We start from the raw sequence: 12,974 nt of genomic DNA, 5'->3' as shown, positions 1-12,974 counted from the left end.
GTTTATCCGATGGTTAAACCGCCATCCATTATTAACGTTGTTCCGGTTACCCATTTACTTGCATCAGATAAAAAATAAATGCATGCATTAGCAACATCCTCTGGAGTTCCAAAGCCCAATGGGTAGTTTGCCTCTTGTTCGCGCATTGAATCCGGACCTGTTAGAGCACTTGTAGCTGCAAGTAAGGGCGTATCAACTAATGCTGGGGATAAACAATTCACTCTAATTTTTCGCTTAATGACTTCAAGTGCTAAACATCTCATTACAGCAATTAAAAAGGCCTTACTACCCGAATAAATACCTACACCTGTCACCCCAATATGAGCCGCTATGGAGGATATAAATAAAATAGATCCACCTTTATTAATCAAATTTTTTGACAAAAGAGTTTGGGTGAGCAAAAGAGGTGCCTCTAAATTAATACTATTTACTTCTCTCAAATGCTTCAAACTAATTTGCCTAATGGGAGCCAATCTAGATATGCCGGCACAATGCACCACTCCATCGAGAGGTGCAGCCTCTAAAGCATCAGCAATTAAAGTCATAGCATCTGACAAAAGAAGGTCGGAATTGATGATTGCATGTTTTTTATCCGAAATTAATTGCACTGCTTCCAGCATCCCCTGAAGCCGTTTAGCATCCCTGCCAACTCCAACAACTTCTGCGCCCATACGAGCCGCGCCTATTGCAATTGCATACCCTAAACCGGAAGAAGCTCCGGTAACCAAAATTCTCTTTCCGTTCAGTGTAAAAGGATTCCAATCTAATTTCATATTGAATTATTAAAACTCCAATATAGGGGGGAATACGGCTTCAGAAAGGTCGGCTATGAAACCGCCCCACGACAAACCAACACCAAAGCCAAAGCACAAAGTTTTTTTAGATTGCTCTAAACCTTCCTTTTGTTGGCTCAGCTGAAGTGTCATGGTCAAGGGAATTGAAGCGCCGCTAGTATTGCCAAAATTGAGAAGGCTAGAGGGAGTCTTTTCAATTTCCAGTTCTAATTTTTTGCGAATAGTTTCATTGATCATTTTATTTGCTTGATGAAAGAAAAAATAATCTACTTCATCTTTCTTCACATCTGCAGAGTTTAGTAAATTCATTACAGCGGGTGGAATCACTGTAATTGAAAAATTCATAATTCCGGGACCATCCAACACCAACTCATCTGGCCATGACAAGACGCCGTCATCTCCTCTAGAAGGAACAGAATGTTGAGGACCATAAGGCTCTCGATGACCTCCAACTGGTTTATAAATTGCCTTGAAACCAGAGCCATCTGAGTTCAGGTCAAAGTAAATTGGAGAAGCATTCATATCAAATTCAAGGGCTGTTGCACTTGCGGCATCTGAAAATAAGGGGCTTTTGATGGTTGCTGATTTATCTCCAATAACCAGTATTGCCTTTTTAATACTTCCTGCTGCAATCATACTTCCGAGAACATGAATGCCAAAAGCATAGCCAGAGCATCCAAGATTGATGTCAAATGCAATTGTCTTTTTAGAAAGTCCTAGACGATCCTGTAGGATGATTGCAGTCGAGGGCAGTAAATAATCAGGCGATTGGGTGACAACGATAAAAGCATCAATCTCGTCCCTATGCCAATCCAAGGACTTGATAATTTCCTCGCTAGCTTTAAAAGCAAGATCTGAAAAGCATTCCCAATCCCTCAAAATTCTTCTATTTTGAATGCCAATATTTCGAATCAATCGCCCTCTTTCATTTGCCTGATTAGGAGGACAGTCATCGACATTTGAAATGACTCTTTTTGGGACTGCTGTGACTACTCCGGATATGCGTACGTTTTTTAATGCAAAAGTGGACATGGATTTAACTTTTCAAAGAAAAAATATCACCAATAGTGACACAGGTACTCAAATCATCACCAGTGATTGTCTTTGAGTATTCCATATCGAACATAACGATAACGCCAAGAGCCGCCAATGAATCCCATTCAGGGAGACTTTTTAACTCTGTTTCCAGGGTCATTGTTACCGGCTCCTGAAAATCCACTGCACTAGTAAATTTCTCTAAAAAAATTATTTCTTGACTCATTGATGTACGGGCTCCAATTTTTATATCATTTATAGCGTATTCCCCACGCAAAATAAGGTCGCCTACCCCTTTACCTACATCAGAATATATCATTAATAGAAAGTCTAATCGATGAACAAAGCTCTAATTGCCCTCTAAATCGACCAAATATCCGATCGCCTACTTAATTAGAATAAGAATTCTTCAACTCTTTAATAAGCTGTGGACGGAATGTTGATTTGAGTCTCATATTTGGTAAGCCTCATTTCCTGCTTTCTTGACTAACTTAACGCCTTGATGAAATGAATAAAGATCTTTTAAAAGCACTCGAGTTGGTTAAGACAAAACAGATCGATCAGGCTATCGAGAAGGTCTACCCGCTGGTTAAATCTTCAGCTAAAAGAGTGGATACCAATGCCGTTACTGTGCTCTTATACTGTCTTGAACAAAAACGTCGAAATTTAGAAGCTTTTCAGGTCTTGCAAGAACTGCTTCTAAAGGATCCCAAGAATCCAAAATATCATGGCTATCTTGCACAGCTCTATATGAATGCTGGAGAACTTGATAACGCTATTAAACACTCCAAAATATCAGTCGATCTAGACCCCAATGATGAGCCCAACTTTTTAGGTTTAGTAGTCCAGCAAGCTGCCCTCTCAAAAGACCCCTTGGAAATTAAAGCTTTATTTGAGTCGTGGGCGCAGCGTTTTATGGACCCCCTAACTCCTAAAGAACCAATCGCCCATAAAAATGATTTACAAGCTGATCGCGTATTAAAGATTGGCTACGTTTCAGGCGACTTTAAGGATCACTCCGTACAATTTTTCATTGCGCCTTATCTCAAGCTGCATGATAAATCCCAATTTGAGGTTCATGCCTTCATGACTATGGGGGAGGATGACGTAACTCAAGGTATGAAGTCCTTGGTTTCTCACTGGCACTCCGTAGAGTATATGAAACGTCAGGATCTCTTTAATCTTATCCAATCACTTGGAATTGATATTCTGATAGATCTTTCTGGTCCAACTGCCGGTCATCGATTAGATATTTTTGCGATGAAACCTGCTCCCATTCAGCTCACCTGGTTTGGCTTTATGCAAACCTTTGGTATGAAAGCGATTGACTATCGTATTACAGATTGGAGCACCTCTCCGCCTGGATCAGAAGCGTTTTATACCGAAAAACTCTTCCGCTTAAATGGCCCAATGAGTATCTACCAACCTCCAGCGATTCCAGAGAAGATTCATCCTGCGCCATACCAGAAAAATGGTTTCGTCACGTTTTTATGTATGAACCATTTTCGCAAAGTAAGCGATCAAAGCCTCAGGCTATGGCTCAAAATACTCGAAGACCACCCTACTGCAAAGTTGATGATTATTTCGCTCGAAAGCACTGCGGAGAACGCTCAAGCATCAGTATTTCCCCGTCTTCAAGAGATTGGCATTCCATTGCAGAGGGTTCACATCATGCCAAAACTACCTCTTCATTTTTTCTTAAATCTTGGCGCGTTTGCTGACTTTTCAGTAGATCCATTTCCGACTTCTGGGGGAACTACTACCTTGCATGCAATGTGGATGGGCCTTCCTATTTTAGCACTCAATAATCATAGTAATATCGGCACCGTATCGGCAACTGCCAATATTCTTTCTGGACTTGAGTTGTCAGATTGTATTGCCAACAGTGAGGAAGAATACCGAGCAATTGCCACAGAATGGATTTTAAATCCAGAAAAGCTCAACAGTCTTCGCTCAAAATGCCGAAAATCGCTTGCTGCAGTATGCACCACCGCTGATCATCAGAAGAGCGTAAGTGATCTTGAGAAAGCTTATCGCCACATGTGGTTAGAATACGTAGATAAGCAAAAAGAAAGAGCTGCCCTATAGAACGCTATATTGGGTCAATTAAATAAAGATGGCTAAAACTAAGGTTCCTTTACTAAGGCCGACCGTTCCCTCCTCCTCAGAGATATTGCCCTATTTGCAGAAAATAGATGCTGCGGCGGTCTACACCAACTTTGGCCCCCTCAATGAAAGTCTGATTGAGCGTATTAACGCCGAACAAAAAGTAAAATTTTCTAGAGATGTTCACAGCGTTACAACTAGTAGTGGAACCCTAGCGCTGGAATTACTCATTTCCTCGCTCAATCTCAAACCAGGGTCTCGTATTTTGTTGCCCGCCCTCACTTTCATTGCTACTGCCTCTGCCATTCTTCGCTGTGGACATATTCCTGTAGTGGCTGACGTAGACCCTCATTCTTGGTTGCTGACCACGAACTCTATTGACCACGCAATCAATTTGAAAAAAATTGGAGCTGTCATTCCGGTAACTACATTTGGGATGCCCATAGACATTGGTGCTTGGTCTTCATGGCAAAAAGAGACGGGGATTCCAGTGATCATTGACGCTGCCGGCGCCTTTGGAGGACAAAGCATCAGCAAAAATATCTCTGCCATCTTTAGCCTGCATGCCACTAAGTCCTTTAGTACTGGTGAAGGCGGCTTAATCATGACCGAGCATGCTGATTTAGCTAAAAATTTAAAGAAGATGAGTAACTTTGGGATCGGTGCTAAAGCTAGCGCTCAAGGCACTAACGCCAAGCTTTCTGAATATCACGCTGCCGTCGGTCATGCCAGCCTGAATAACTTCAATGCGATTGCCCAAAAAAGAAGAGATCTGTTTGACTCTTACCGAAAGCATATTCAAGAGAATTTTGGTGATGCTCTGAACTTTCAGGAAAATACGGGCGTATTTGCGCCATCCATTTTTAATGTGAGGTTTAAAAACCAAACCCAACGAGCGCGTGCTGAAAAAGAACTTGCCGCAGATCTCATTGAAACACGCCACTGGTATCAGCCGCTCATTCAACACCATCCTGATTTGTCGGGTATAGAAACTCCTGTATCAACTCCTCATGCAGTAGAGCTAGAAAAAACGGTACTTGGCCTACCCTTTTTTCTCGGGATGACCAAGCAAGATCATGAAAGAATTATTCAGTGCCTGCACAGATCCATTGGCAGCGCTATTGAAAAGTAAAAATAAGCCTTTATTGATGCTCTAGCTGATAGAGCCAGGCAAGAATTTCAGCAACAGCCTGATATAACGCGGGTGGGATATTTTCATCCAGATCGATCTGCATTAACAAGGCTACTAAATCCTTTGATTCATGAATAAAAATATTACTTTCCTTAGCACGGGCAATAATTTGTTCAGCAACTAAACCCTTGCCGCTCGCTAATACTTTGGGAGCAAATTCACCATGCTCATACGTTAGCGCTACTGCTTGTTGCAAGATCTTGGCTTTATCCATGAGGCACTACCTCGATTGCATCTAATTCCTGGCCCCGATCTATAAATGTCGACTTCAGTACAGGTACCCGCTCCTTTAACAGATCTTCTGTCTGGGCTTTCTCAGCTCGCATTGAAACACCGAGAACGTGATTAGTCAGCCTTAGGTTAATCCGAACCTTCCCTAGCCTTGGTAGGTCTAATTGGATCTCACTGACAATCGTATTAATAGCCTCGCCAGTGCTTTTCTTGGCCGACTCTTCCGAGTCATAACCCAATTGCCAAATTAGCTCTTGCCCAGGCCAAACTGTACCGGCCCAACGTACTGCTTGATTTTCCAAGGCATCCAATTGCTTATTGACAACTTGTGAAGCATTAAAATTCGGACGATTCTGTGGCTCCCTCATCAGCGAGCTTAATGCCCACTTCCCTTTAGTGAAATTAGCCAGATGAGATTCATAAAAAAGCCCGCTCATCACGATCGCATTTTGGAGTTGGGCAGCTGTCAGCGCAGGATTTTGCGGACTTTGTAGCAATGGAGACGTTAGGCCTTCCACCTGAGAGAGCCCGGTATGCATTTTTGCCTCATTAAGATACTGGGCAATTAACATGCTCGTAGCACTCAAGGCGACATTGTTATACAAGCCTAGATGAGAGCCTTCATTGAGTAGCAAAAATGTTGGATTAGGTTGATTGCCTAAGAAACGAAAATTCAGAACATCGCCCACAGCATGTTTACTTGGCAGCTTCATACCAAAAACTTGATCACCGATTTGTACTTCAGCTATGCCAGCAGGATCAAACGATAAAATCCTGCCAGGATACTCGGCTCCAACAGTCAAAACACCTTGGGCACTGGTTGCAGCCTGTGTCGATCCTATCGGCGATAGATTGTTAATAGGATTAATCGGCACAAATACCTCAAAGTGTTATTGGTATTACTTTTTTAAATTGTGGCCACTCATGATGTCGGATAGGCGCAGCATCCAAGGCTGCATTAGATCCATAATTTCTTTATCGTTTGATAGGATCGTTTTGAGGCAAGCAATCTTTCGCTCTAGAGCTTCAGGAGTTAGAGGGCTCTGTGCGCCGTGTACCGGAATTTGATGAATATAACCCTGACAGAGAATCTCCAGTTTACCGTAACCGTCCCAATCCTTTTGACGTGCGGCCTCTAACATCTGCTGACTAATTTCAGTCACTGCTTCATACAGAGAGAGCATATCGCTATTGGACATTTAAATTTTGACTTGTAAAAGCGATTGCAGCAATCGATTAGGTACCTTATTTATCTAGAATAGATAATACAAAACTTTAGGCTCAAACAATACTGATATAAGACCCCTAAAAGCCGTTTAACTAAGCTAATTATCTGTTTTTTAATACTTGAAAGATCTAAATTAAGCCAATAAATTGTTTTTAATCGCGTAATGGACTAATTCAGCATTCGTTTTCATGCCCATTTTTTTCAAGGTGCGAGTACGGTACATGCTGACGGTTTTAGGCGAAAGGCTCAGCTTGTCAGCAATCGCATTGACGGTTAATCCAGTAGCAACCATCATCATAAATTGATGCTCACGATCAGAGAGGCATTGGTGTGGATCTACGCCAGCCTGGGCGTCACCAAATCGTTCGGCCAAAATCTCCGCGACCATTGGGCTGATATATTTTGCTCCAGTAGCAACTCGGCGAATTGCCAAAACCAGCTCTTGAGTAGGCTCACTTTTGGTAATGTAGCCTAAAGCACCCGCAGATAGAATGCGGGCAGCATATTGAGAAGGTGGATGCATTGATAAAACCAAAATCGGCAACTTTTGATTATTTCGTCTAATCGCTTTAATCACCTCAACACCATTGCGATCCTGAAAATCAATATCGAGCACTAGACAGTCAAGCTCTAAGTCATCAGCTAACTTGATAGCCTCCTTACCTGAGGATGCCTGTCCCACCACGGTAATACCGGGATGAGTATTGAGTAATTGCACTAGCCCCTCGCGGATAATTGAATGATCATCTGCAATAGCAATCTGAAGGGGCTTCATTAACGTCATGCGAGGCTACACTTTACTTTCGGAGTCAGGCTAGATATTACCCAAAAAGTGGGCCAGTGTGACACTTTTGGTATTTTTAAATGAATTTCTTAGCGCTTAGCCATGCCAATTTGGCTATCGAGCTCATTGGTCCACTGTATTGCCTCTAGCTGTAATTCAGTCAACGCTTGCGCAGAGATACCCAAATGACTTCTTGAAACTTCCATACGCTTAAAGTCCACTGCCTCAATGGCATCTGTCAATACCAGCAATTGACCTAATATGCCCTCATGATGCAAGAGTGCGTTTTCTAGATGCTCTGCTAAATGAATTTGCTTAACCACCTCTGCAAGGCTTTGACCTGTCACCAGATGGGCTAATGAAAGCAAACCAACGACAAAAGCCTCATCGCTTAATCCAGGCTGGGTAATATCCTCATGTTGAGATAGCAGCTCTATCAAGCGGGCACGATTCACCACGCGGCGCTGCAATTCTGAAGCTGCCGTATTGCCAGCCTCGGTATAAATCAATAAGAGCATCCATTGCAAAAGCTGTTTTTGCCCTAAGGTGACTAATGCCTGCCTAACTGAGCTGATTTGCAAATGCCCGGCTACCCCAACAGAGTTCACTAGGCGAAAGAGTCCCAGGGTGAGATCTGGATTTAATTTAAAAATAGGCTCTAAGGTAGTAATCCCAGCATCCTTAAATAATAGGCCAACGATTTTCATTAAACTAATTTGCAGCGCTTTGGGTTTTTTGCTTCGCATTACTAAAGGCTGGGAAAAATAGGTGCCGCTAAAAAAACGGAAACCCTTGGCTTTACAAGCCGCAAGATCATCGGCTGATTTCACGTTAGTGGCCCAAAAAGTAGCATTTGTGAATTTCTTTACTTGAACAAAAACATCAGCAGAATTTTCTAAAGAAGTTGTCGCTAAATCGACTTTAATAAAATCCACTAAAGGAAGGATGGATTCATATTGCGGATCGAGAGAGGTGCATTCAAGGGCAATCCGAAAGCCCATATTTTTTAAGGTCTTAATGCGATCAATCAGATCAGCATTCAAGGAGAGCCCCTGCAAAATTTCCAGAGTAATTCTCTTTGGAGGCAATAACTCCAAAGTATTGCTCATTAATAGTTTTTCAGTAACATGAATAAATCCGTCTGATGACCCAAGGACCCCTTCGAGACCAAAATGGCTCATCAAGTTGACAATGACTTGGGTGCTCGCAGCTAAATCATCCGCACCTTCATCATCCAAACTCTCACGAGATTTGAAGAGCATTTCATAAGCAACCAATTTCCCTGCGGCATCAAATAATGGATTGCGCCCAAGAAAGATTTCGGGGGTACTTAAGTTAACACTAGATTCGGTTGTCGCAATCATTTGAGCCCTTTTGTGAGGCAAGCCCTGAACTTTTAAAAGACAGAGTTTGGCTAGCCTGATCAATAAGTTATCAATTTACTGCGCTAGAAAGGGGTTTAATTCGAAGAATAAGGGGTGATTTATGGTCTTATTTCTGAGAAACAAGCTAAATCTAGAAAATGAAGGCTTAACAGATGTAGCCTTTTTAAGCTCACACTGAGCCAAAAAACTAAACCTTGATGTTAATCAAGGACCCCATACCAGAGGCAACCATTAGCTTATCTTTATCTGATGGCTTTTCTATGTGCGGATCAAGTCCAAAGAATTTTTTATCGGAATATTCGCCCCCACCAGCCCTAAATTTGTCCAAAGCAGCAGAGGCATTTTTAATATCTTCAGCTCTTCCGCCGATAAGAGCCAAATCAATCGAGTTAAATAATGACGCAGGAGACATTCCACCCCCAGAGCCCTGCAAACCAAGAAGGGCTTTTTGGGCTGCTAGCACATTACCAGTGCGCAAAGCAGCCGCTAGAGCGCCCGCATAACTATTGCGCTCTTGTACATCGCTCACTGATAAACCCTCGCCAGGAGCATATGGTGTTATCTGCATATCCATAAACCCTACCCCAAAAAATTAAATAATTCTTACTCGAAGTCAAACCAAAAAAATCTCCTTAATTACTCTTACGACCACCACAATGCAAACTTAAGCTCGACTGCAAGAAATTATTAATTTAATGACTAATATTTATTAAGTAATTGATTTAATTGACTATTTTTTACTCTCTAAATCACCTAGCTGGGCAGCTATATCCATAGATTCTTGACTAGCTTGCAAAATAGCGTGGATTTTCTTCTTAACGGCATCAGAACCCGATTCACCAAGAGAGTGCATAAGTAGCTCAGCATTCAAGCGAATGGCCAGTAAAGGCTGGCCCAAGTCATGCAAAAGGGTTTCAATTTGGCTTCTTTGGTCCATTACTTACCCTTTTTTGATGCTAGAACCTAGTTACAGATCTTTTTATCACCCTGTACAACGCAATTGGTGCCATTCGAATAGATAGTTCGATTACCATTAGTCACCGAACTGCCCCCAGGCGAATAGTAGGTCGTGGTGCCAACCTGAGTTTGAGTAGAGCCATTCGGGCCATTCATGATCGTCACGGGTTGGCTGCTATTGGGGCCTCCCGGTACATTATTCACATCGTATGGAACAACGACGTAGTTGTTATTATTCCCCCCACGACCGATGTCGCGACTCCCCGCACCCCCGCCAATCTCAGCAGCAAAGCTATAAGAGGAAATCGTGATCAGGGCAAAAAGTGGTACTAATGATTTGAGTTTCATCGACTGCTTTCCTTTTTAGTGGGTTCTTCTATGGTCGAAATCCCTTTAGCGAGTTCCTTAAATAGATACGTCTCAAGCTATATCCTACCCTTAAACCGTACTTTGGTCTCTACCCCAAAGTAAATTTGAGTTCTCCCAGCTTTTCCACAACACTGGTGACAACATCGCCTTTTTTCAGCCAAACTTGCTGATCCTTAGGCATATTCGCAATGACACCCTGTGGGGTTCCAGTAAAAATGATGTCGCCTGGCTCAAGTGCCCAATAGGTGCTGATATAGGCAAGCAACTTTTGGACGTTATGAATAAAGTCAGAGGTATTGGAGTTCTGCCGCATCTCACCGTTTACAAAGGTCTGCACTTGCAAATTATTAGGGTCACCTACTAAATCAGCAGTCACAAAATGAGGTCCAATAGGGGCATATTGGTCTAGGGTTTTACCAACCATCCATTGACCACCAGGAAGATCGAGCTGGAGATCACGGGAGGTGAAGTCATTTGCGGTGCAATAGCCAGCAACATAATTGAGGGCTTCGGATTCAGGGATATTACGCCCTTTTTTTCCAACTACTACCAAGAGTTCGGTCTCGTAATCTAGCTTATAAGAAACATCTGGCGACGGAATTTCTAGAACGCTATTGTGAGCAGCCAAACTATTGTCATACTTATTAAACAATGCGGGGAAAGCTAACTTAGAGACGCCCACCTCTTCTGCGTACTGACGGTAATTAATACCAACGCAAATAATCTTTCCGGGATTCTTAAATAGCCTGCCATACCGAATTTTTGTTTCTGATAAATAAGCTACCCCAGACTTCTCTGCGCCAGCGACGACTTTATTAAATGCTGTGACATTACCCTCTTGCAACAATTGATCCAATGTATAGGGCGCAGCGATATTCAGTTTCTTGGCAACAGCACAAATGTCAATGACTCCCTTTGCACTCATGACGCCCATCGTCTCCGAACCATCCCCATTCTTAATGGAAAGGATCTTGGCGTTTTTGACCATCATGTGAGGACCGCTGAAGGCTTCTGGTTCTCTGAAAAACTTATACCTGCGCGCAGCAGCATCGGAAGCAAACCCTAAGGTAGAAGCGGCCACAATGCCGATTCCGGATAAGGAAAAGGCCTTGATAAAGTGGCGACGTTCGCTCATGTTTACTCCAGATTAATTAATGAGTAGTTAGTTTAATGGTTAATGTAATAAGGAATTCAATAACTCATTGAATAGCTAAATTACTCATCATCCGTAACTTCGGCCTGCTCCCAAACGTCATCATCCGGTGCAAGCTGAGTTTGGGCAACGAAAGTTTTAATGGCCAAAAGCGAGTCTAGAGCAACATCATCCAAAGTTAAGGATCCTAGTTCACCAGAGCATAGCTGCTGGCATTTTTCCAGATCGCCAAGCTCAGCAGCTTCAGCGAGAGAGAGTAGTTTTCCTAAAACACCACTTCGATCTGCAATCGCATCCACGACTACGCCAGGTAGATTAAATTTAGACAAGATATCTCGACTAGACTCATCAAAGAGGTTATCAATAAGCGATAAACCGCCGACTAGAAAGGCTAAATCGCTCGAGCCTAATCCGGCACCAGCAGGCAGTTTTTCTGATGCCAACTCCATAAAGAACGCCCTGACACAAACCAATTGCAGTAAAGGGGTAGATTCGAGGGATACCTTAGCCTTGCTATCCGCGTACAACAGCAATTGAGTCCAACGGGTAATACGCTTCACCCCAGAAATCACTGCAGCATCTCTAATATTCTCTGGCTTGGCTCGCTTTCTACCGGCATCCACCTCAGCAATCACCATTAAATGCTTGCCCACTACAGGGTTCGCCTCGATTTCATCAACGAGCTCATGTAGCTCAGGGGATGCAAGCAGCAAAGTCAGGAGCTTTAATATTTTGCGGTAGTCATCCCCGCGATGCAAAGAAAGCTCTGGATCAGGCTTAATAAAATAGAAACCCTCATAAGCATTGCAACCCAGATCTCGAGCAATATGAAAATCTTCTGGAGTCTCTACGTGGGTTGCAATAATTTGCATGACCGACCCATCACTGTCTGTCTTGGCTCCTTTTTTTGCGGGAGACTTAGTGTCTCTTGGCAAGGGTATGGCTTTACAAAACTCGATTAGACTGGCTGCGTTCCCCACTTTGTGAAGTTCGAGTTTGACATAACGAAATTTCGGCAGGATATCTTCGAGACCATCAAAGACTTCCGTTAAACCAGTCAGTACAAATTTGTAACCAATATTCGAGAGCTTCTCCAGCTTCACCAGAATCTCAGGTACTTTAGGCTCATCTACCGTATCAGGATTTTTTGCCGCGACCTTATTTTCTTTTTCTTCTTCTGCCGCTGCCGCCTCCTCGGAGGCTTCAGTTTGAATTGCCTCAAGGATCTCGGCTATGTCGACTTCCAAAGGAAATTTAGCGGCAGGAATACCCCGCAACTCATCCCCTAATTGATGAGGATGAATTTTGATGAAGCCTAAATGTGCACCAAGCGACTGAGCCACCCCTTTAGTCTTCAACGCATAAAGCATTTCACTGAGACTCACTTCTTTGACTTCATTACCGTCATCATCCCGCAAGTTTGCATCTGTAATTTCATCAGGATAAGTCACTTGCGCCTTTGGATCTGCCTCTAAGCGCTTGGCAATTTGCTCCAACACTGCATTACGCTCATTAATCCGCTTTGCTTTCAGCGTCGTTCCTGGGCGGAAGAAAAGCTTATACCCAATGATTGCTTGATCACGATCGATAATCGGCTCGCGTCCTAAATACGGATTTTCAGCCGCCACCTTTTCTGGGCCTCTAGCGGCTTGAACGGGAGCGGACTGCGTTTTTTTACCAAATAGTGCCATTTATTTTCTTGTTAAAAAGAATTCCTTTGTTATAAATTAAGTTTGAGCG

At 42.9% G+C, this 12,974-nt stretch carries 15 protein-coding genes; 2 read left to right on the top strand and 13 right to left on the bottom strand.

Features of this window, described 5'->3' with window-relative positions; genetic code table 11:
- Positions 1–2 precede the first annotated feature (2 nt).
- The 3 genes from ICN15_RS09420 to ICN15_RS09410 are packed head-to-tail and all read right to left on the bottom strand — an operon-like array spanning position 3 to position 2,148.
- Complete coding sequence (locus ICN15_RS09420; protein ID WP_216202488.1) at positions 3–773, bottom strand: SDR family NAD(P)-dependent oxidoreductase; 771 nt, start codon at positions 771–773, stop codon at positions 3–5.
- A 9-nt stretch (positions 774–782) separates the two neighbouring features.
- The gene (locus tag ICN15_RS09415) at positions 783–1,826 is read right to left on the bottom strand and encodes a ketoacyl-ACP synthase III (RefSeq protein ID WP_216202487.1); all 1,044 of its coding nucleotides are present in this window, start codon (positions 1,824–1,826) and stop codon (positions 783–785) included.
- Positions 1,827–1,830: 4 nt separating this feature from the next.
- Positions 1,831–2,148: a hypothetical protein gene (locus tag ICN15_RS09410; RefSeq protein WP_255532953.1), complete on the bottom strand. Its 318-nt coding sequence runs from the start codon at positions 2,146–2,148 to the stop codon at positions 1,831–1,833.
- Positions 2,149–2,336: 188 nt separating this feature from the next.
- On the opposite strand from ICN15_RS09410, the gene ICN15_RS09405 reads away from it, so the two are divergent.
- A complete protein-coding gene (locus ICN15_RS09405; RefSeq protein WP_216202486.1) occupies positions 2,337–3,917 on the top strand; it encodes a tetratricopeptide repeat protein in 1,581 nt (526 codons plus the stop codon).
- A 28-nt stretch (positions 3,918–3,945) separates the two neighbouring features.
- Positions 3,946–5,067, top strand: coding sequence for a DegT/DnrJ/EryC1/StrS aminotransferase family protein (locus ICN15_RS09400; RefSeq protein WP_216202485.1), 1,122 nt, complete (start codon positions 3,946–3,948; stop codon positions 5,065–5,067).
- Between the two features lie 10 nt (positions 5,068–5,077).
- Here ICN15_RS09400 and ICN15_RS09395 read toward each other — a convergent pair whose 3' ends face one another.
- From ICN15_RS09395 to ICN15_RS09350, 10 genes are all read right to left on the bottom strand, one after another.
- Positions 5,078–5,341: an EscU/YscU/HrcU family type III secretion system export apparatus switch protein gene (locus ICN15_RS09395; RefSeq protein WP_216202484.1), complete on the bottom strand. Its 264-nt coding sequence runs from the start codon at positions 5,339–5,341 to the stop codon at positions 5,078–5,080.
- Positions 5,334–6,233, bottom strand: coding sequence for a flagellar hook-length control protein FliK (locus ICN15_RS10980; protein WP_216202483.1), 900 nt, complete (start codon positions 6,231–6,233; stop codon positions 5,334–5,336). The genes ICN15_RS09395 and ICN15_RS10980 overlap by 8 nt, the downstream gene beginning before the upstream one ends.
- A gap of 24 nt (positions 6,234–6,257) precedes the next feature.
- Positions 6,258–6,557 (bottom strand): flagellar protein FliT, encoded by a 300-nt coding sequence (locus ICN15_RS09385; RefSeq protein ID WP_216202482.1) that lies wholly within the window; start codon positions 6,555–6,557, stop codon positions 6,258–6,260.
- Between the two features lie 162 nt (positions 6,558–6,719).
- Positions 6,720–7,370, bottom strand: a complete 651-nt coding sequence (locus ICN15_RS09380) for a response regulator transcription factor (protein ID WP_216202481.1) — start codon at positions 7,368–7,370, stop codon at positions 6,720–6,722.
- Positions 7,371–7,459: 89 nt separating this feature from the next.
- Positions 7,460–8,734 carry an EAL and HDOD domain-containing protein gene (locus ICN15_RS09375; RefSeq protein ID WP_216202480.1) on the bottom strand — a complete coding sequence of 425 codons (1,275 nt, stop codon included), beginning with the start codon at positions 8,732–8,734 and terminating at the stop codon, positions 7,460–7,462.
- Between the two features lie 208 nt (positions 8,735–8,942).
- Positions 8,943–9,323 (bottom strand): hypothetical protein, encoded by a 381-nt coding sequence (locus tag ICN15_RS09370; protein WP_216202479.1) that lies wholly within the window; start codon positions 9,321–9,323, stop codon positions 8,943–8,945.
- 162 nt (positions 9,324–9,485) lie between these two features.
- On the bottom strand, positions 9,486–9,692 hold the full coding sequence (locus tag ICN15_RS09365) for a hypothetical protein (protein ID WP_216202478.1): 207 nt from the start codon (positions 9,690–9,692) through the stop codon (positions 9,486–9,488).
- Between the two features lie 26 nt (positions 9,693–9,718).
- Positions 9,719–10,060: a hypothetical protein gene (locus tag ICN15_RS09360; RefSeq protein ID WP_216202477.1), complete on the bottom strand. Its 342-nt coding sequence runs from the start codon at positions 10,058–10,060 to the stop codon at positions 9,719–9,721.
- A 109-nt stretch (positions 10,061–10,169) separates the two neighbouring features.
- The gene (locus ICN15_RS09355; RefSeq protein ID WP_255532952.1) at positions 10,170–11,216 is read right to left on the bottom strand and encodes a fumarylacetoacetate hydrolase family protein; all 1,047 of its coding nucleotides are present in this window, start codon (positions 11,214–11,216) and stop codon (positions 10,170–10,172) included.
- An 80-nt stretch (positions 11,217–11,296) separates the two neighbouring features.
- Positions 11,297–12,925 carry an EAL and HDOD domain-containing protein gene (locus tag ICN15_RS09350; RefSeq protein ID WP_216202476.1) on the bottom strand — a complete coding sequence of 543 codons (1,629 nt, stop codon included), beginning with the start codon at positions 12,923–12,925 and terminating at the stop codon, positions 11,297–11,299.
- Positions 12,926–12,974: the final 49 nt, after the last annotated feature.

It is taken from the genome of Polynucleobacter sp. CS-Odin-A6 (genome assembly GCF_018882095.1).
Lineage (GTDB): Bacteria > Pseudomonadota > Gammaproteobacteria > Burkholderiales > Burkholderiaceae > Polynucleobacter.
The sequence above is the reverse complement of the archived record's forward strand: the minus strand, read 5'-3'. Positions and strand labels throughout refer to the sequence as shown.

Bases quoted from the DNA above. Each gene is read 5' to 3' on its own strand.
- ICN15_RS09420 (WP_216202488.1), bottom strand. From the start codon at position 773: ATGAAATTAGATTGGAATCCTTTTACACTGAACGGAAAGAGAATTTTG.
- ICN15_RS09415 (WP_216202487.1), bottom strand. From the start codon at position 1,826: ATGTCCACTTTTGCATTAAAAAACGTACGCATATCCGGAGTAGTCACA.
- ICN15_RS09410 (WP_255532953.1), bottom strand. From the start codon at position 2,148: ATGATATATTCTGATGTAGGTAAAGGGGTAGGCGACCTTATTTTGCGT.
- ICN15_RS09405 (WP_216202486.1), top strand. From the start codon at position 2,337: ATGAATAAAGATCTTTTAAAAGCACTCGAGTTGGTTAAGACAAAACAG.
- ICN15_RS09400 (WP_216202485.1), top strand. From the start codon at position 3,946: ATGGCTAAAACTAAGGTTCCTTTACTAAGGCCGACCGTTCCCTCCTCC.
- ICN15_RS09395 (WP_216202484.1), bottom strand. From the start codon at position 5,341: ATGGATAAAGCCAAGATCTTGCAACAAGCAGTAGCGCTAACGTATGAG.
- ICN15_RS09385 (WP_216202482.1), bottom strand. From the start codon at position 6,557: ATGTCCAATAGCGATATGCTCTCTCTGTATGAAGCAGTGACTGAAATT.
- ICN15_RS09380 (WP_216202481.1), bottom strand. From the start codon at position 7,370: ATGACGTTAATGAAGCCCCTTCAGATTGCTATTGCAGATGATCATTCA.
- ICN15_RS09375 (WP_216202480.1), bottom strand. From the start codon at position 8,734: ATGATTGCGACAACCGAATCTAGTGTTAACTTAAGTACCCCCGAAATC.
- ICN15_RS09370 (WP_216202479.1), bottom strand. From the start codon at position 9,323: ATGCAGATAACACCATATGCTCCTGGCGAGGGTTTATCAGTGAGCGAT.
- ICN15_RS09365 (WP_216202478.1), bottom strand. From the start codon at position 9,692: ATGGACCAAAGAAGCCAAATTGAAACCCTTTTGCATGACTTGGGCCAG.
- ICN15_RS09360 (WP_216202477.1), bottom strand. From the start codon at position 10,060: ATGAAACTCAAATCATTAGTACCACTTTTTGCCCTGATCACGATTTCC.
- ICN15_RS09355 (WP_255532952.1), bottom strand. From the start codon at position 11,216: ATGAGCGAACGTCGCCACTTTATCAAGGCCTTTTCCTTATCCGGAATC.
- ICN15_RS09350 (WP_216202476.1), bottom strand. From the start codon at position 12,925: ATGGCACTATTTGGTAAAAAAACGCAGTCCGCTCCCGTTCAAGCCGCT.